At 48.5% G+C, this 17,573-nt stretch carries 18 protein-coding genes; 14 read left to right on the top strand and 4 right to left on the bottom strand.

The annotated features are described in order from the left end of the window. Positions 1 to 41: 41 nt before the first annotated feature. The 5 genes from WH37_RS00275 to WH37_RS00295 all read left to right on the top strand — a co-directional run bounded on the left by WH37_RS00275 (position 42) and on the right by WH37_RS00295 (position 4,643). A complete protein-coding gene (locus WH37_RS00275; RefSeq protein WP_046228573.1) occupies positions 42 to 1,640 on the top strand; it encodes a copper amine oxidase N-terminal domain-containing protein in 1,599 nt (532 codons plus the stop codon). 17 nt (positions 1,641 to 1,657) lie between these two features. Continuing rightward, positions 1,658 to 2,008, top strand: coding sequence for a thioredoxin family protein (locus WH37_RS00280; protein ID WP_046228574.1), 351 nt, complete (start codon positions 1,658 to 1,660; stop codon positions 2,006 to 2,008). Positions 2,009 to 2,175: 167 nt separating this feature from the next. Then, positions 2,176 to 3,102, top strand: a complete 927-nt coding sequence (locus tag WH37_RS00285; RefSeq protein WP_046228575.1) for a COX15/CtaA family protein — start codon at positions 2,176 to 2,178, stop codon at positions 3,100 to 3,102. Positions 3,103 to 3,125: 23 nt separating this feature from the next. After that, positions 3,126 to 3,833 carry a Cthe_2314 family HEPN domain-containing protein gene (locus tag WH37_RS00290; protein ID WP_046228576.1) on the top strand — a complete coding sequence of 236 codons (708 nt, stop codon included), beginning with the start codon at positions 3,126 to 3,128 and terminating at the stop codon, positions 3,831 to 3,833. Positions 3,834 to 3,869: 36 nt separating this feature from the next. After that, complete coding sequence (locus tag WH37_RS00295; protein ID WP_046228768.1) at positions 3,870 to 4,643, top strand: SDR family oxidoreductase; 774 nt, start codon at positions 3,870 to 3,872, stop codon at positions 4,641 to 4,643. Positions 4,644 to 4,751: 108 nt separating this feature from the next. Here WH37_RS00295 and WH37_RS00300 read toward each other — a convergent pair whose 3' ends face one another. Beyond that, positions 4,752 to 4,997: a NifU family protein gene (locus tag WH37_RS00300; RefSeq protein ID WP_046228577.1), complete on the bottom strand. Its 246-nt coding sequence runs from the start codon at positions 4,995 to 4,997 to the stop codon at positions 4,752 to 4,754. A gap of 85 nt (positions 4,998 to 5,082) precedes the next feature. Here WH37_RS00300 and WH37_RS00305 point away from each other — a divergent pair, with 85 nt between their 5' ends. Next, on the top strand, positions 5,083 to 5,355 hold the full coding sequence (locus tag WH37_RS00305) for a YuzB family protein (protein ID WP_046228578.1): 273 nt from the start codon (positions 5,083 to 5,085) through the stop codon (positions 5,353 to 5,355). Here the strand turns inward: WH37_RS00305 and WH37_RS00310 are convergent. Continuing rightward, on the bottom strand, positions 5,352 to 6,419 hold the full coding sequence (locus WH37_RS00310) for an NAD(P)/FAD-dependent oxidoreductase (RefSeq protein ID WP_046228579.1): 1,068 nt from the start codon (positions 6,417 to 6,419) through the stop codon (positions 5,352 to 5,354). The genes WH37_RS00305 and WH37_RS00310 overlap by 4 nt on opposite strands. A gap of 125 nt (positions 6,420 to 6,544) precedes the next feature. Then, positions 6,545 to 7,648, bottom strand: a complete 1,104-nt coding sequence (gene mqnE / locus WH37_RS00315; RefSeq protein ID WP_046228580.1) for an aminofutalosine synthase MqnE — start codon at positions 7,646 to 7,648, stop codon at positions 6,545 to 6,547. Between the two features lie 345 nt (positions 7,649 to 7,993). Here mqnE and WH37_RS00320 point away from each other — a divergent pair, with 345 nt between their 5' ends. Together WH37_RS00320 and WH37_RS00325 are read left to right on the top strand one after the other, a co-directional pair. Beyond that, positions 7,994 to 8,356 carry a HesB/IscA family protein gene (locus WH37_RS00320; RefSeq protein WP_046228581.1) on the top strand — a complete coding sequence of 121 codons (363 nt, stop codon included), beginning with the start codon at positions 7,994 to 7,996 and terminating at the stop codon, positions 8,354 to 8,356. 197 nt (positions 8,357 to 8,553) lie between these two features. Then, positions 8,554 to 9,468 carry a serine/threonine protein kinase gene (locus WH37_RS00325; RefSeq protein WP_046228582.1) on the top strand — a complete coding sequence of 305 codons (915 nt, stop codon included), beginning with the start codon at positions 8,554 to 8,556 and terminating at the stop codon, positions 9,466 to 9,468. A 156-nt stretch (positions 9,469 to 9,624) separates the two neighbouring features. Here WH37_RS00325 and WH37_RS00330 read toward each other — a convergent pair whose 3' ends face one another. Then, positions 9,625 to 11,667, bottom strand: coding sequence for a vWA domain-containing protein (locus WH37_RS00330; protein WP_046228583.1), 2,043 nt, complete (start codon positions 11,665 to 11,667; stop codon positions 9,625 to 9,627). Positions 11,668 to 12,110: 443 nt separating this feature from the next. Between WH37_RS00330 and WH37_RS00335 the strand changes: the two genes are divergently transcribed. The 6 genes from WH37_RS00335 to WH37_RS00360 all read left to right on the top strand — a co-directional run bounded on the left by WH37_RS00335 (position 12,111) and on the right by WH37_RS00360 (position 17,559). After that, a complete protein-coding gene (locus WH37_RS00335; RefSeq protein WP_046228584.1) occupies positions 12,111 to 14,279 on the top strand; it encodes a hypothetical protein in 2,169 nt (722 codons plus the stop codon). 130 nt (positions 14,280 to 14,409) lie between these two features. Then, complete coding sequence (locus WH37_RS00340) at positions 14,410 to 14,835, top strand: hypothetical protein (RefSeq protein WP_046228585.1); 426 nt, start codon at positions 14,410 to 14,412, stop codon at positions 14,833 to 14,835. 134 nt (positions 14,836 to 14,969) lie between these two features. Next, a complete protein-coding gene (locus WH37_RS00345; protein WP_046228586.1) occupies positions 14,970 to 15,431 on the top strand; it encodes a J domain-containing protein in 462 nt (153 codons plus the stop codon). A gap of 39 nt (positions 15,432 to 15,470) precedes the next feature. Continuing rightward, complete coding sequence (locus WH37_RS00350; RefSeq protein ID WP_046228587.1) at positions 15,471 to 16,043, top strand: FHA domain-containing protein; 573 nt, start codon at positions 15,471 to 15,473, stop codon at positions 16,041 to 16,043. Positions 16,044 to 16,157: 114 nt separating this feature from the next. Further along, entirely contained in the window at positions 16,158 to 16,685 is a 528-nt protein-coding gene (locus WH37_RS00355; RefSeq protein ID WP_046228588.1) for an FHA domain-containing protein, read from the top strand. 13 nt (positions 16,686 to 16,698) lie between these two features. Beyond that, positions 16,699 to 17,559 (top strand): PP2C family protein-serine/threonine phosphatase, encoded by an 861-nt coding sequence (locus tag WH37_RS00360; RefSeq protein ID WP_414811797.1) that lies wholly within the window; start codon positions 16,699 to 16,701, stop codon positions 17,557 to 17,559. The last annotated feature ends 14 nt before the right edge of the window (positions 17,560 to 17,573 follow it).

The raw sequence follows: 17,573 nt of genomic DNA on the forward strand, positions 1-17,573 counted from the left end.
TTTATTCATTTTTATTTTGTTGGCGAGAGGGGTCACGAACATTGAAAAAGCTGGGGAGCATAAAAAAAGGGGTCGTTCTGCTGCTGGCATTGGTGCTTGTGTTTGTTGCAGGCTGTCAGGCTATTAGTGGTGTCGATCTGAATAAGGCGATTACGAATTCGCTTAAGGTTACTTCTTATGAGGGCGAGCAGACATTATCGCTGCAATTAAATTTGAGTGAGGAAGACCTTGAATACATGGACGAAGATGAAGTGGCGATTATGAAATTGATCAACAGCGCGAAGCTTATGCTGACAAACATTAAGGTGCAGGATGACACACATGTATCTTACAGCGGTAAGCTTCTGCTGGCTGACACGATTTCCATTGGCTTTTCACTCAAAATGTCCGATACAACGGCGGTCGTAGAAATTGAAGGCGCGAAGCAGCCCTTTGTTCTGGATATGAGCGAAGCGGGCTTGCCTTCGTTGATGGGCGTTTCTGGCACGATCGGACAGTCCGTAACGGGTGGTCCGGCAGACGAATCGCTCGTTGAGCTGGGTAAAGAAATCATTGATGTAACAAGTGGCTATTTTATTAATAATCTGCCTAATCCCGATCAAATTTCAGTAAATGCGGTACAAGAATCGATTAATGGCCAATCGGTTTCCCTGATGAAAATTCATACGGAACTGGATGGACCAGCCATTTGGGCTTGGATTAAAAAATATGTCGATGTTCTGGCAAGTGACCGTGCAGGCTTGGATAAAATGGTAACAGGCTTCGTTGAAGTGCTTTCCAGCCATCCAGAAGTATGGGAAGCGATCGGTGAAGTAAATCCTTTTGACCAGCCGGTTGTGCTCGATGGTCCTACACAAGAGGATACGATTAAAGAAATTGCAGAAAGCCTTGCAGAAGAGCTTGCATACTTGCAGGAGGAACTGCAAGCGATCGAGGAAGAGGAGGACGGCATCCTCCTGGAATCTGTATTCAACAAAGATACGTCGCTGAAGGCAGATGTTTATGTGGACAGCAAGCTGGACATTCGCAAGCAAGTAGTCGAGGCAGCCATTACGATGGGCGATAGCGAGCCTGAGACGCAAATGAGCATTGTCATTCGCTCCGAGAGCCAAAAATGGAATGTGAACGAAGCGGTGAAGGCGGATGCCCCAGTAGTGAGCGAGGATGCCATTAATCTGGATGATATGTACGACCTGAATGGCTACGAAACGCTGCAATGGTTTGACAAAAGCTCATATGCTTATGATCTGCTTAAAAATACGTTCCATGTAGGCGTTCAGACGGCTACGCTATATGCAGAGGATTATGGCAATCCGCCGATCATAACCCCTTCGAATATTACGCTTGTGCCTTTGCGTGATGTAGCGGAGCAACTGGGAGCTACAATCTCTTACAACAAGAAGACGAAGCAGCTGACGCTATTCGATAAGGCGACTGATACGACAATTACGGTGAAAAATGGCAGCGATACTGCCATTGTGAACGGCAAGTCGGTGAAATGGTCTTATCCGGCAACTACTGTAAGAGGCACGGTTTATGTTTCAGCCCGTAACCTGGCGAAGTCGCTTGGCGCAACCTTGAAATGGGATTCTTATTATGACTTGGAAAAATTCCTAGTTATTGAACGAGAAGTTGGATAAGAAGGAGGAAATAACAAATGATTAAATTAACGACAGATGTATCCTTCCGGGAAGCCATGCAGGCCGATGAACTGACGGTTATCGTATTCAAAACAACCTGGTGCAAGGATTGCCATTACATTGAGCCATTTATGCCGGAGCTTGAGCAGCAGTATGCGGGCAAAGCTGTTTTTTATGAAATTGACCGCGATGATTTGCCGGATCTATCGTCCGAGCTGAACATTCTCGGCATTCCAAGCTTCCTTGCTTTTCGCAAAGGCCAGGAAGTTGTGCGGTTCGTCAATAAGCTTCGGAAGTCGCGTGAGGAGATCGAACAGTTTGTTGATCGCGCCTTGCAAGTATCCGATGCTTTGGCGGAAAACCAATAAGCACAATTTGCAAAGTCCGTGCGGCGCTGTCGCACGGATTTTTTTATGGTCACAGAAGCATCATAATTAGAGCCTTGATGGACAAGTGTCACATTTTCAACATGGCTTTTGGCATATTTTATGGCTATAATGAGTGGTAATTCAAATGAAAAAAGGTGATTGTACGAATGGTTTCAAGCCGTTTTCGCAAATTTTCAGTTGCAACATCTCTAGGCATGCTAATCATACTGCTAAACGGTGCATTGGTTACGAACATGGATGCTGGCAGAGGCTGTGGAGATGACTGGCCGTTATGCCACGGAAAATTTATACCAGCCTATACATTAGAATCGTTTATCGAATACACGCACAGGCTTACAACAGGTATTGAAGGACTTTTGGTGGTGGGCATGTTTATTGCCTCATTTGTTTTGTTTAAACGCGACAAAACCGTCTTCAAGCAGCCGCTCGTATTCGCAAGCAGCTCCTTGTTTTTCACAATCGTACAAGCTTTAATGGGCGCTGCTGCTGTCAAATGGCCGCAATCTCCATGGGTGATGGCGATTCATTTTGGCATATCGCTTATGGCATTTGCCTCTACGCTGCTGCTCGTCTTTTGGGCGTATCGCAACCGGAATGGCCAAGCAGTCGAGTCCTCGGTGCCAAGATCGTTTTTTCCACGTCTCTTGGGGCTGGCGGTATACATTTACGTTGTTATTTATTTAGGCGCTTATATTCGTCATACGGATTCCGGTGGCGGCTGTCTGGACTGGCCGTTATGCAATGGGAAAGTCATTCCCGATTTTGAAGGGGCAGAGACGATTGTATTCATTCACCGTATAGGTGCTGTTATATTGTCCCTTGCGATTGCTGGCGTATTCCTGCACATCCGCAGGAAAAGCGGGGCAAATCAAGGACTTGCTCCAATGGCAAAGCTCGCGCTCATTCTCGTACTGACGCAAGTGTTAAGCGGAGCCCTGCTGACATTGACGATTACAAATTCAAACTGGTTTGTTTTTACAAATTTATTGCATAATCTCATTGTTAGTGCACTATTCGGCGTTATAATGGATATGTTGGTGCGTTCTTGGAGGCTGCGGGAAGGCGCTAGATAGCAGGGGAAGGGACGAGGCACAAGATGTTGCGATTTCTGTTTGACGAGCCAGAGCGGGCATTAGAAGGACGACATGGTGAAACGGTGCGTTTAATGGAGCAGTTTATATCGCAGCTTCACAGCAAGGTGGAAGCGGGCAAGGATGTGGATCATAAGCTTCGGACGTATGAGATCTGGACACGCGGTTTAATTTTTTCCTTGAATGAGCTGGAGCAAAGCCATTATGCAACGCTTCGCTTCAAGCAGAAAATCAAATCCAGCTCAGTAAGCCAAATGCAATCTGATGAGTTTCTTATGTATCAGCGTTATGTTTATTTTGACAAAAATGCTTTCATTCGCGTATTCGCTTTGCTCGATAAAATAGGAATTTTGCTAAACGATTTGCTCGCCATGAAGACAGAGCGGATTAAACCGCATTTTTCCTATTTTACGGTGCTGCGGAATATGCGGGAGCGCGGTGTCCATCGACCGTTGACAGGTGTCCTAGATGAGGTCAAAGGCTTAACGCAGGAGCCGATGGCACGCTTGCGGAAACGGCGCAATGCAGAAATTCATTATATGAATTCCGAAATGCTCGATGATCTTGTGCAAAGCCATAAAGGCTATGGACTCGAAGTAAAGCTAGAAAACATCATGGCGCAGTCACAGGACCTGGCGGCTGGAGTAGCAATGGTGACCGACACTTTATATCTTACGTTCCAGTACGCTTGCGGTTATATACGAAAAAGATAGGTGATTCGTAATCGCAGGGAGGAAGCACAGTTGGAGTTGAATGGGAAAACGGCGCTTGTTACAGGAAGTGCCAAAGGTCTTGGCAAAAGAACGGCACTAGAGCTTGCGAAGCAGGGCAGTCATATCGTCATTAATTATTTTAAGAGCGAGCAGGAAGCCCAGCAAACGAAAAAAGAGATCGAACAACTTGGCGTAAGCGCTACCATTGTGCAGGCTGATCTTTCAACGATGGAGGGTGCAACGAAGCTGGCTGATGAAGCGGCAAGCTGGAGAGGCGGCATCGATATTTTGGTAAACAATGCGGGACCGTTTGTTAGGGAACGGCGGCTGTTTGCCGACTATGATTTTGCCGCTATATCGGACATGCTTAACAGCAATTTGCTCAGCGTCATGCTGCTGGACCATAAGCTGCTTGCAGGCATGCGCAGCCGTGGCTGGGGCAGAATTATTCATTTCGGGTTTGGCCACGCAGGTGAAGCGCGTGCATGGCCCCATCGAGCTGTATATGCCGCTGCCAAAACCGGTCTCGTTTCCTTTACAAAATCGCTTGCTGTTGAAGAAGCTGCTCATGGCATTACCGTCAATATGATTGGGCCTGGCGACATTCGCGGAGCGAACAAGGAACGAACGATAGCAGAGGTAGAGGGTCAGGAGGATGCGGAATCACCGCTTGGCAGACCCGGGACAGGTGAAGATGTTGCTCGGGTGATCACCTTTCTATGCGAACGGCGGTCGGATTTTTTAACGGGGAATATTATTAATGTGACGGGCGGATTTGATCCGATTCGTCCTAATATTAAAGGTCTGTGAAAGGAACGTATGCAAGTGCTTGCCCGCAGCTGAATGGAACATGCAAAGAACGAAAGCCCGGTTGTCCTTTAGGACACCGGGCTTTCGTTATAGCTTGCTAGCGTACACTTAAAATACTTGAACGACTTCGACTACGCCCTCAACCTCTTCAAGCAGTGCGCGCTCAATACCAGCTTTCAGCGTGATTGTGGAGCTCGGGCAGCTGCCGCATGCTCCCATCAGGCGAAGCTTAATGATACCGTCCTCAACGTCTACGAGCTCGACGTCTCCTCCGTCGCGCTGCAGGAACGGACGCAATTTATCTAGTACGTCCAATACTTCATCGTACATTGTGCTTTGTGCTTGTTCACTCATTGCAATCATCTCCTTTCTGTCTTATTATAGTACAAAGTCATGCAATTGAAAATGGATACCTACAACAAGGTAAGGTGTAAAGCTTATGTTTAAGACAATGATTGAATATTGTACGAGCAATGCCCACCATGGAACAGTGGACATTATGCAGAAATTCGAGCAAGAGGATCGCTATGAAATTACAGAATATGGATGCCTCGGCAACTGCGGCGAATGCTACTTAAAGCCGTTTGCCCTCGTTGAGGGGGAAATTGTCGCCGTCGATTCCATTGATGAATTATATGGCAAAATTCATGAAGCTATTATTCGCCAAGAGACAGATCGTGAGCTGCTTGACAAGCTGCTGGACGATCTTTAACCGAAGTGTCGCTTGGACCGCCATAAAATGCCGCTTTTTACGAGGCGTGGTACACGGCCCATGAGCGGTGTCCCGCCCATAATGCCAAAGCCGCTCTTTTTGCCGAGCGAACCGAGAACGCCCTTGAGCTTGATTTTGCCGAGCCGGGGCGTTTTGTCATGCCAAATCGCCTGCATCACTTCAGCAATTTGTTTGCCTTGCGCGCCAGCGGCCTGTCCGCTTGGGGAGAAGGGCAGCGAAGCACAATCTCCGACAATGAATACGCCGCTGTGGGAAGGGAGCTGATGATGCTCATCAATAATCAGCCTTCCTTGATTATCCTTCGGCAAATCCAGACGCTGTACGATTGGCACTGGCTGAATGCCCGCCGTCCATACCGTTACATCGCTCAGCAGCGGCTTGCTGGCATTGTGATCGTGCAGAACGCCTTGCTCGAGCTTGCAAAGGGACACATTGCCGAGCATTTCAACCTCGTGGCCTTTAAACCATTCCGCGACGAACAATTGCAGCTTGCCTGGGAACGCAGACATGACGCCTGCTCCGCGGTCAAGAATGCGAATGTTTAAATCCGGACGGCTTTCACGCAGCTCGGCAGCCACTTCAACGCCGCTGAGTCCGCCGCCTACGATCGATACTTGTCCATAAGGCTTGACGTCATTGAGCTGTTGATACGTTTTACGTGCAGCAGAGAACGTTTGAATGCTCGTAGAGAACGTCTCTGCCCCTTCAATGCCATGGTATTTGTCCGTACAGCCAAGGCCAATGACGAGCCAGTCGTAGGAGATCGGGTCTTGCTGCTCCAGATAGACCAGCCTATTATCGAGATCAAGATTGTCGACTTCGCCATAAACCGTACTGACGCGCGAGTCCGTCGGGAACTTGACGCGCAGCTCAAGGTCGGACACGGTGCCGGCAGCGAGAGCATAATATTCTGTCTTCAGGCCTTGGAACGGCATGCGGTCAATTAGAATGATGGATACATCAAGTGGAATATGCTTCTCGATCAGTTCCTCAACAATCGCCAGGCCGCCGTAGCCGCCTCCTAAAATTACTAATTTTCTCATTCCGCCTCAACCCCGCATTATTATTAATCTGATCAGTCATGGATGCTGCAAGGATGTGCATGTAAACCGGAAGCAAAGTCCTGTACTATGCATACACGCCTTAATATATGTGTCTGGTCAGATGATTACTCATAGATCTTAACTTCGTTGTAGAACGTATCGCGTTCAACCGGAACACGTCCTGCGCCTTTAATAAGCCAAATCAAATCTTCACGGGTAATGCCTTCTGGTGTAAGTGCGCCTGCGGCGTGGCTAATGCGCTCCTTCACAATCGTGCCGTGAGCATCGGAAGCTCCCATCGTCAGGGCGACTTGCGTCAGCTGTGTGCCAATATTAATGAAATAAGCTTTGATATGCTGGAAGTTATCGAGCATGAGACGGCTAATCGCGATCGTTTTCAAATCCTCGAAAGCGGAGTTGCGGCGTCTAATACCCGCTTTAGGATTTATCGGCTGCATCGACAAAGGAATGAATACCAGGAAGCCATTTGTTTCATCCTGCAGCTCACGAATTTGAATCATATGCCTTACGCGGTCCTCTTTGCTCTCAATAGAGCCGTACAGCATCGTTGTATGTGTTTTTAAGCCAAGGTTGTGCGCTGTACGGTGAACATCAAGATACTGCGACACATCGGCTTTCGTTACGCGCATTTTTTTGCGGTATTGGTCGGACAAAATTTCGGCACCGCCGCCTGTCAGGGATTTCAGACCTGCATTCATCAGTTCTTGCAGCACTTCTTTATACGTCAAACCGCTAATCCGCGAGAAAAAATCAATTTCTGCCGCTGTATAAGCTTTCAGCGTGACATCGGGATATTGCTTATGCAAAGCTTTTAGGGAATCGACATAATATTGGAACGGCACATGCTGGTTGTGGCCGCCAACAATGTGGAATTCGCGTACGCCTGGGTGAATATGCTGCTCGACGTATTCAATCATTTGCTCCCCGGTCAGCGTATAGGAGCCAGCCTCGCCTTCATCTTTGCGGAAGTTGCAAAATGCGCAGTGCGCTTCACATACATTCGTGAAATAAAGGCTCATATTTTCGATAAAATAAACCTTATTGCCATTTTTGCGCAAATTCGCTTCGTTTGCGAGTTGGCCAATCGTCAGCAAATCATCTGACTCATAGAGAAATACGCCATCCTCCAGCGTCAGTCGTTGCCCATTTCGAACCTTGTCAATAATTTCCTGCATGCGCTTCTGTTCTGTAGGTACCGCGATAAACATATCGGCATCCTCCTCCAATTTTCCGAGTGGTATTGCTATTAAAAAGACATAAAGGCCGGCGAATGCAATCGTCAGCTCAATCGGGTCAACCTCAGATAAGGACATCACTGTCGGTACTGATTGGGCTAATTGTGAAAAAAATAACTTGCTGATCCGATTTTGTTTGAAATATAAGACCTTGAGATGACATTATTATAAACCTCTATGGTTGCAGCGGCAACTATTAAGTCATAGCTTTGCCATATATGGAAGCGGGCAAAGCACTCTTGAGCTGTTTCATAAAGAGGAGTATACTAGATGTATAAGCATGCATTAGATTCGTATTTTGCAGGGAGGTAATGAATGATGATTACAATCAGTGAATCGGCAACTGATAAAATAAAAGAAATGCTGGAATCGGAGGGAACTCCGGAAATGTTCCTGCGCATCGGTGTGAAGGAAGGCGGCTGCAGCGGCTTTTCCTACAGCATGGGTTTTGATGATGAGCAGTCCGTGGATGATCAGGAAATGGATATGACGGGTCTGAGAGTCGTCGTTGACCAAAGCAGCCTGCGCTATCTGAACGGCCTGGAGATCGATTGGAAGGAATCCGCTATGGGCGGAGGGTTCACGATCGAAAACCCGAATGCGAGCGCTACATGCGGCTGTGGAAGCAGCTTCCGCACAGCGGCGGACGCGGGCAAGCCTGCTGAAGCTGGCGAGTGCTAAACCATTTTTCAAAAGCTTGATAAAAGCTTCATAAAAGTGGAGTAGGCCAACTTATATTGCAATAAACAGGGAGCAGCTAAACGGTTGCTCTTTTTTTGCTTAAAAATATTTTCTCCACCTTGTGACAATATCTGTATGCGCAGCCGATAACATATATATGAGATGAAATAAAACTTTTGTAAGATGGGGACGAGGTTATGGAGCAGGAAAAAACAACGGAGGCGTTAATTCGCAATACGCGAATCGGCGACGTTTATCAGGTGAAGCAGGTTATTCATCAAAGCGAGCTTTCCATTGTCTATAAAGCGCGGCAGACGGAGACGGGAGAGCTGAAGCTTATTAAGGAGTTTTTCCCCCAGCAGCTGGCGAGGCGAAAGGCGGATCATTTAACGGTAGGCTGCGGGTCGGCCTTTGCTGAGAAATTTCGCGAGCTGCTTTGCGTCTTTGCGCAGGAAGCGATTATTTTGAAGCAGCTGAGCCATCCGCAAATTGTAACCTACACGGATTATATAGAAGCAAATGGCACGGCGTATTTAGTTACGGAGTTTTGTCGCGGCCTCACGCTGGAGCATTATTTGCAGCAGGAGGACGTCTCCCCCTCACAGCCAGAGCTGCTGTCAATTGCTGGAGGGGTTGTAGGCGCACTGAAATATGTGCATGATCAGGGCATCATTCACCGCGATGTGAAGCCGGGCAATATTATGATTGACGAAGGTGGCGGAGTGAAGCTGATTGATTTTGGCTCAGCGATTCCTTATGGGAATCCTGGAAAGCAGCTTATTTTTACTTCAAGCGGCTATTCGCCGTTGGAGTTTTATTCGGAAACGTCGCGGCAGGAGCCCGTATCCGATATTTATAGTCTAGCGGCTACGCTTTATTACATTTTTGCGGGGAAAGCTCCGCTTGATGTCAGACAGCGCCTGTTCGAGGATAATCTCGCTGCGGTAAGATCGTATAACCATCGCCGCATTAGCGCGCCCTTCGATAAGCTGATCCACTGGGGACTGGCGATGTCGCCGGAGAAAAGATGCCGCTCTCTCGGCTGGTTCGCCATGGCGCTTCGCTGGGAAAGCCTATTGACAGCTGGCAAGAAGCGGGATAGGCAGCTTTAGCGGGCAAAAAGAAGCGTTTCTTCTATTATAAATAGTAAAGCAGCAGCACGAAGAAGCGTCTAAGACAACCTATTGTCTTAGGCGCTTCTTCGTTAAGCATCGTTATATCATATAAGCCTGATTATAAACTTCAATATACAAGCCTCATTCTCTTGCTCAATCCGGCCGCGTAAAAATATTCGTATTCGCCTTAATCGGCTTATAGCGCAGCTCGATCTCCGTAATGCCATCCTCGAACGTAATATACAGCTTGTCGCCATATTGCAGCGGCTCTTTGCGGTCCTTGCGGAGCGCAGTTTTGCCGCGTACGAGTGTACAGCGCGACGTATGCTTCACGAACAACGTTCCTTTTTTCCCTGCATAAAAGGTAATCGCGGCTGCTTCTGGCAGCGGCTCATTAATATCAAGCGAGTGGAACAGCTGCTGCAGCGTAATGGAGTGCTGCGGGAAAGAGGTCAGCGGCCAATAAGTCACGGGAATTTCATTGCCGCTCGCCGTGTTCAGGAAGAAGCCCTCCAGTCTGCCGGCAAAAGGCGGCTTCGGACGCAAGACGAAATAAAGCACCGTTCCGATAATTGCCAAAATCAGCACGCTAACCGCAATCTGAAGGTACAGCGTCCAGACGGACGTTATCTCCACTTTAATCGTCCGCGTCAGCGTACCACCTTCGGTGTCTGTCGCTTCAATGACCAGGTCGGACGTTCCGGTTTTGAGCGGCTCCAACTGTAAAATGCCATCTGCAGTTATGGCAGCGTCATAACGGTTCGAAGCTGTAGAAGACGCAAGCGTGAAGGTTAACGGATCATTGTTCGGATCAGTGAACAAGGTGCTTAGCGCAATGTCTGAGCCGCCATCTTCCTTGCTGAGCTTGATACGGCCATCGCCTGCTTCAACAGGAGGCAAATTATTAACGGTCAGCGGGCCGCCAGGCATCACGCGGTAAAAATCGGGCCCTTCCATTCGCACGCGCCAGCTGTAATTGCCCGAGATCGGGAAGCTATAGCCAGCCTCCAGCTTATCTTCAGTCAAAGTCATCGGGATTTCCTCTGATTTTTTCGTATCCTTGTTTGTAATCGTAAGCACCGCTTTGACGGTCGCATAGAAATCGGCATCCGCCAGCGGCGAGCCGTCTGGATGGAACAGCTGTGTTTCGAACGGTGTGGGCTGGCCCTTCACAATCGCCTGATCCCCCGAAAGCTTTGCCTCACCATTCAGCTCATAGTTGGCCAAAACATAAATTTTAACCAAATCGCCTGAGACGCCCCGGAATTTCAAGTTAAAGGTGCCTTTGAGCGGCGACGTAATTTTCAAAATCGTATATTTGCTCGAATTGTACATCCGAATATTGCTCGATTGATAAAAGAGCTGCGTCTCATTGATCGGTTTCTCCGAAATGAGAATAATGTTGGCCTCGCTCATGCTTCCGTTCGCAATGGTGACCGGAACTTCCTGCAAGCTGCCTTTAGCTGTCAAGGCGGCAACCGGGAGCAAAATCGACTGCACCTGATCGGCATAAATCTGGTTGAAAATTTCCGGCAAATCCTCGGCGCTGCTCGTCATAAACGATTTGCCGCCCGTTTCTTTTGCAATGCGGGCAAGCTCCGCTTTATTGACCGTGCCGTCATGATTCAGCCCAATGGTATAGACCGGAAAGCCATTCTTTTTCGCAAGATTGATTGCTGCTGTCACATCTTCCCCTGAATCCTGCACCGTGCGGTTGCTGGAGTAGATGCCGAGATCCGTAGCCCCGTCTGACAAAAGGACAACATAGGCTTGGCTATCTTCTTTACGCTGCTCGGCGAGCATATTTGTTCCCTTGAGCAGGCCAAGTCCAATATCCGTATAACCTTTGCGCTTCAGCGACTCGATCGAGCTTTTCAAGCGAGTGCGCTTCTCCTTGACCGACATATCCGTCAGCGGCTGGCTATCGACAATCGAATGGTTGTAGGCGACGTATCCGATACGCGTACGCTCGGCCTCGCTCATATCCATCAGCATATGAATAACTTCAGCAGACGTATTGCCAGGGTCAGTCTCCGTCATGGAGTAGCTCGTATCAAGAACAAACATCGCATCAAATTGGTTGGTAGGTAGAGCAGCTTCCGCGGCTGCGGCAGGCGGGATGGGAACAGAGAGACTTAGCGATAGGCTGCATATGCATAAAAATAATAAAGAACGTATAAATGGTTTTTTTATCATAATTGTATGTATAATCCCTTTCTTTATAGTTATTTATGGGTTGAATAATTGATCGAATATGGAAGTACAGGGCGGCACGGAGGCGATTATAGGGCGGGCGGCTTATCCGAAAAACGAAGTGATTTACATTGTCTGGGCATTACCCTAAGAATGTTATCGGAATTCATCTATAATTTAGTAATAGAACATGAAAAATAGCGACTTTAGTTCTATTTATTAATATAAATAAGTCTAAAAGTCCTAAATTGTATTTATTGACAAACAAGGATTGGAGTGTTTAGTATTATTGGTGTAAAGTCTAACTTTGTAATAATATGTATGAAGATCGAGCCTATTGCAGGAAGGAGGGGCGCTATTTTTGCTGAAAAAGGTAGAATCATCACTGATTTTGCTAGAAATACAAGCATTTGCTTGTTTCAGCCTAAACTTAAGCGCCATGCCTAATGGACATTATTAATCAGACGAACCGAACTATTCTTTTTGAGGAAATTAATCCCGAAAAACTGGACTTGATAACGCTGGTAGGCGACGTGAAGGGCATTGATAGCCTAAGCGACGACAAGGTAAAGGAACTGAATACGAACCTGCTCGTTCGCAGCTTCGATGAGTTTTTGGACAAGTTTTCGCCTAGCGTCTATTCCTTTTTCAACGCAGCGAACCAGAAGGTCGTTTATTCCTTGAAAAAGCCGGAGGGGCTTGCCGAGGATCAAATTTCAGAAATCAAGATCGACCAGCACAACGATTTTCTGAAAATGCTGTTCACGCTCATTGATGCGAAGCGCAGCCAAGGCATCTCCAACGTGGATTTCAAATTCGAGCATTTGCTCGACATGATTTCTCCGAAGAAGGTGATGGACGATATTCGCCAAGTGCGTAAGGAAATCCATTACTTGTACAGCCAGTATGAGAAGCTGGACGATGGCGATCCGAAGCAGCTGGATATGGGCGACAAGCTCAATGTGCTCTTCGAGGAAGCAAGCAAAAACTATAACAACGTGATGGCGATGCTTCCGCTCGCAATCGAGGATATTAAGACGCGGCTGCTCCTTGGCGGCTCGCAGGAAGAAAATGCAAGCGAAGCGGTGCAAATCGGTTTGCTTACGATCGGCGAAAGCGGCGAGCTGAAAATCATCGAAGCGCCGAAAAGCGACAGCCAGGAGCTGATGCTGCTTGATGAGAGCAGCGGCAGCGCATTGTCCGAAGTGTTCGCGGATGATTACGGCTCGGTGACGGATTCGCCGTCGGCCTATGTAAAGGATCTGGTCGTGCGTACGTTCTCGCCGCTGCCAGCTGTTCAAGCAGATGTGGATACAGCGACAGAAGTGAGAAACTACAACACGTATCTGGAATTTTACAAAACGGCGAAGGATGATTTCGTCAAAACGGTTAAGCCGCTTGTGGAGAAAATTTTGGGCGTAAAAATGTTTTTCGACCAATACACAAGCAAAAACAAAGGCATGGCGCCGTCCCTGCTTATTACGAACAATAAGCTCGACATGACGGTAAAAAGCAGCAGCATCACTAGGCTGGAGACTTACCTCAACACCGTTAATGCGAAAAATGATTTTTCCGATACGATTTGGTTCGGCATCGTGCCATCTGTAGAGCTGGAAACAGCCGGAAAAGTAAAAGTATCGCGTGAGCGCTTCAAAGGTAATGAGCAGGTAGTGAAGCAGGATGGCAACAGCATGGAGTCGCTTTCTTCTTTGCTGCAAGTGTTGGGCGAATACAAAATTCAAGTCTTCTTCAGCTTTGAGACTGGCGAAGAGACAACCTTCAGCAACATTGCCACTGCGGGCATCGACAAGTATTTGGACAAATGCAACGTGCTGACCCGCAAATCCTACAGCGAATTCGCTATTCCTACCGTACCGAACTTCACCATTATTCCGAAAGACAAGTCAGGCGTTGTCATTGACAGCCGCATGCTGCAAACCGAATATGGCGTTCAACTGTCGCAGGAGAAGGAAGACATTTTGCGCCTGTGGATTGAAGGCGTTTATGTAGGCGCAGCTTATGTTGCCGCCGGCCTTGTTTCCGCTTATCAGTGTCCGGAATATTTGCGCGACCAGTACAAAACGGTCAGCCGCGAATATCCAGGCGTTCGCTTCGACATTGAATCAGGCGACAATGCGCTTCGCGTTCCGACGACGATGGCGAAGGAAATTTCCGGCTTCACCAACAACATCAAGGATGCGATTAATCGCAAAAACTTCGGCTTTATTTTCTCCTCGGAGAACGCGCAGCTGCAAGCGAAGGACATCAGACGCATTACGGTATACAAAGCGAGAAGCCTTGCCACTTCGGAGGACGGATTCGACTCCATCTATAAGACGCTTGTCAGCACTTATGTTGAGCGTATTCTCCGTTTCCAGACGGGCGACTTCAAGCATGAAAATATCGTGAAGTTCTTCAGCAACAACCCAAGCAGCCAAAAAAGCAAATGGCTTGGCTCGCGCGGCTATACGAACTCGATTATTCACGACGGCGATGATATGAGCTTCATCATTGATGAGAAGAGCAATCTTTGCCACATTGATCTCGTGTTCAACGGCAATGTGAAGAACCTTGAAGTGATGATTACAAAAGGAACGACGCCGGTTAAGGCGTAACGCTTCCGCTTAGGCAAGTCCCCAATCGGGTGTTAAAGGAGAACGCCTTCGGGCGCTCCCCTTTCAACATATATAGAACTCGTCAGGCGCTAGCACCTGCGGGTACACCATTTCAAGGAGGAATTTTAATATGGGATTTAAGTTGACGATTGAAGGCGCAGAAAAAATCGAGCTGGGCTTGGACAACATCCAAACCGTAAAGTATGACACAGATACACCGGATGATTCCAATGCACGCTCCACTGATGTAGGCGCTACGCTTCGCATTAGCGGCAAAATCATTACAGCAACAGACGGCGACGCTTTTGACGACACGCTCAAGCTTGCTAACTGGTCGCTCGTTCCTGCTGAAAAAGCAGACAGCTACCGCAAAGTAACACTGGAAGTGATTTCTGCTGACCAAGTGGTTCGCAAAATCCACTTCCCTAACGCATTCGTTGTAGATTACACCGAAGCTTACGGCGACACAGAAGGCGTAGGTACATTCCAGCTTTACATCAAGCAAAAGAAAGACAAAACCGAATTGACAACAATCGACGGCGGTTACCCGCTATAAGGTTGAAGTCGGTATTGCCCGCTCGCGGGACAAGTTTCCTATAGAGCAGGCTAGCAAATTCAAGAGGCATATATGCCTCTTGAATTTGATTAAAGGGGTATTTCCCATATTTTGAAAAGTGAAGAGGGAGCCGAATGAACAACTTTTATGACGTTTTAGGCGTCCCGAAAGAGGCAGACGCAGCAGCAATCAAGCAGGCTTATCGCAAGCTAGCCAAGCGTTATCATCCTGATACGAATGGCGGAAGTGCAGAAGCGGAACGCAAGTTTAAGGAAGTTCAGACAGCCTACGAAACGCTGGGTGATCCGGATAAACGGAGCAGCTACGATGAGTCGCTTTCCGGCAGAGGACATGCAGGCGGAGCGAAAGGCCACGCTGCGGGTATGGGCGCAAATGCGGGCAGGTATGGCGGAGCAGCAGGCATGGCTGGAATGGCAGGCGGGGGCGGCGATGGAACACCGCTGTCGAAGCAGTTCGAGCAGTTTTTCGGCTTTAAGCCGCAGGGCAAGGAAGGCATGACGGAGAAGCCTGGCGGCAAACCAAGCAATCCGCTGGATACGACGGATTTATTCAATCGCTTTTTCGGCAAAAAATAAAGCGGTGTCAAGTGTTCAAGGAAGCGGGAGAACGGAGGAATGACGGTGAAGGCGACGGCTGTATCAGGTCGTAACCCGAGCGGCAGATCGGCAGGCATTATAGCCCTGGATATCATTATCGCCATTCTGGCTATTGAAGCTTTATATTATGCCTTCTTCATCAATGAAGACAAAATGCTGCAAGGGGCAACCGGCGTAATCGCAGGACTTTTAATCGTTGTATGGCTGGCTTTCAAATGGAGGCCGCGGTGGAAAAGTGCAAGCAAAGCAGCTGTTATTACTCGGCTCGTCATGATAGACGAGGAGGGTGAGCGTTTGAAGGAATGGTACATAGATGGAGAAACCTCGCTGCTGATCGGCAAAAGCTCAAGCCGCAGCGATGTGGATGTAGACCTCTCTGACGCTGAATATGCGTCGATCATCAGCCTGCAGCATGCGGTGCTGAATCACTCTAAAGGCATTTGGTATTTGGAGGATCTGGATTCGACGAACGGCGTGGGATTGCGCAAGTACAACAATAGCGTCATTACGAGAATTGACAATGAGCAGTCATACCGCATTGATAGCGGCGATCTGATTGTCATTGCAAATACGAGGCTGCTCGTTAAATAACGAGAGGCAGCTGTACATAACGAAGAACATACCGCGAGACGCGCGCGCAAGCAGCTGTGGAACAACGGTGCGGAAGCGTGCGTTTACGATTAAATAGACGGGGGAAGAGCTTAGATGAGTTTGACAAGATGCCCGAACGGCCACATGTTCAGCACCAGAAAGCATGGCAATTTATGCCCTTATTGCAGTATTAGCGTCGAGCCTGCGGCAGCCAAGGGCGGCGACCGCAAGGCAGCCCAGCAGCCGGAGACGGATGACAAGACGATGCCTTATTTGGGCGAGACGAAGGGAATTCATCCGGTAACGGGCTGGCTTGTCTGCATCGAAGGTCCGCAGCTTGGCCAGGATTACCGCATTATGGCGGAAAAGAATTTTATCGGCCGCTCGGAAGAGATGCATATTCGCATTATTGGGGATAACACCGTCTCCCGCCGCAATCATGCCGTTATCGTCTACGACCCGAAAAAACGCAATTTTTATTTGCTTCCAGGCGATGCCTCCGGTCTTGCCTACCACAACAATGAAGCGGTTTATTCCCCTGTCGAGCTGACCTCCTACGATGTCATCCAGCTTGGACATAGTAAATTTATTTTCATTCCGCTGTGCGGCGCCCATTTTGAATGGGAAGACAGTTCAGGTTAGGCCGATGATTATGATGAGGCTGATGGATATTCCTCCGGTCATTATATTGCTGGCTTTTCTGGCTGTTATAGCAGCGCTGCTGCTCATTCGGCGGCGCCTGCTTGCAAACAGTCCAGCGGAATCGGCGCCCGTGCAAACGCTGCAGGAGCTGCCGATCGGCAACGGCCAGACGATTGGCGCGAGAAATGAACAGGATGATTATTTTGCCAGTGCCGAGACGCCGCAAGGGGTTGTAGCGGTGCTGGCCGATGGGATAAGTGGCCTTTCTAACGGCCGGATGGCAAGTACGGTGGCGGTCACAACTTTTATGCGGCAATTTATGAATGTCTCCGCTGAGAAGGAGATCGTCCCTTTTATTTCTAAGGCAGCTAAGCTTGCCAATAGTGAAATTTTGCGGCAGCTGGGCGGTGCAAGCGGCGGGACGACGCTGGTCGTCGCGGTAATGCGCGGCCTGAAGCTGTATTGGGGCGCGGTGGGCGATAGTATTTTGCTGATCTACCGAAATGGCGACTTTATTCCGGTTAACCAGAAGCACACGTATGCGACACTGCTAGAGGAACGTTATTTATCCGGTGAAATTTCCAAGGAAGAAGCACTCGCAAATCCTCAGCGCAAGCAGCTCATTAACTATTTGGGTTATGAGGGCTATCAGGAGATGGAAATCGGCGAGAAGCCTTTCGAGCTGAGGCAGGGCGATAAAGTGCTGCTGTGCAGCGACGGTCTATACAATACCTTGTCGGAGGTGGAAATGGAGGAGGCGCTGAAAAAAAGCCAGAGCCCCCATGACGCAGCCGAATACATGATTGAAGCGATCGAGAAAAAACGTTTGGTCAATCAGGATAATGCCACCGTCATTGTGCTGGAGGTCTGGTGATCGGCGGCAAGCGA

The sequence above is a fragment of the Paenibacillus algorifonticola genome, from assembly GCF_000971975.1.
Lineage (GTDB): Bacteria > Bacillota > Bacilli > Paenibacillales > Paenibacillaceae > Pristimantibacillus > Pristimantibacillus algorifonticola.

Excerpts from the sequence above, each read along its gene's own strand:
- WH37_RS00280 (WP_046228574.1), top strand. The coding sequence starts at position 1,658 with ATGATTAAATTAACGACAGATGTATCCTTCCGGGAAGCCATGCAGGCC.
- WH37_RS00285 (WP_046228575.1), top strand. The coding sequence starts at position 2,176 with ATGGTTTCAAGCCGTTTTCGCAAATTTTCAGTTGCAACATCTCTAGGC.
- WH37_RS00290 (WP_046228576.1), top strand. The coding sequence starts at position 3,126 with ATGTTGCGATTTCTGTTTGACGAGCCAGAGCGGGCATTAGAAGGACGA.
- WH37_RS00300 (WP_046228577.1), bottom strand. The coding sequence starts at position 4,997 with ATGAGTGAACAAGCACAAAGCACAATGTACGATGAAGTATTGGACGTA.
- WH37_RS00305 (WP_046228578.1), top strand. The coding sequence starts at position 5,083 with ATGTTTAAGACAATGATTGAATATTGTACGAGCAATGCCCACCATGGA.
- WH37_RS00310 (WP_046228579.1), bottom strand. The coding sequence starts at position 6,419 with ATGAGAAAATTAGTAATTTTAGGAGGCGGCTACGGCGGCCTGGCGATT.
- mqnE (WP_046228580.1), bottom strand. The coding sequence starts at position 7,648 with ATGTTTATCGCGGTACCTACAGAACAGAAGCGCATGCAGGAAATTATT.
- WH37_RS00320 (WP_046228581.1), top strand. The coding sequence starts at position 7,994 with ATGATTACAATCAGTGAATCGGCAACTGATAAAATAAAAGAAATGCTG.
- WH37_RS00325 (WP_046228582.1), top strand. The coding sequence starts at position 8,554 with ATGGAGCAGGAAAAAACAACGGAGGCGTTAATTCGCAATACGCGAATC.
- WH37_RS00330 (WP_046228583.1), bottom strand. The coding sequence starts at position 11,667 with ATGATAAAAAAACCATTTATACGTTCTTTATTATTTTTATGCATATGC.
- WH37_RS00335 (WP_046228584.1), top strand. The coding sequence starts at position 12,111 with ATGGACATTATTAATCAGACGAACCGAACTATTCTTTTTGAGGAAATT.
- WH37_RS00340 (WP_046228585.1), top strand. The coding sequence starts at position 14,410 with ATGGGATTTAAGTTGACGATTGAAGGCGCAGAAAAAATCGAGCTGGGC.
- WH37_RS00345 (WP_046228586.1), top strand. The coding sequence starts at position 14,970 with ATGAACAACTTTTATGACGTTTTAGGCGTCCCGAAAGAGGCAGACGCA.
- WH37_RS00350 (WP_046228587.1), top strand. The coding sequence starts at position 15,471 with ATGACGGTGAAGGCGACGGCTGTATCAGGTCGTAACCCGAGCGGCAGA.
- WH37_RS00355 (WP_046228588.1), top strand. The coding sequence starts at position 16,158 with ATGAGTTTGACAAGATGCCCGAACGGCCACATGTTCAGCACCAGAAAG.
- WH37_RS00360 (WP_414811797.1), top strand. The coding sequence starts at position 16,699 with ATGAGGCTGATGGATATTCCTCCGGTCATTATATTGCTGGCTTTTCTG.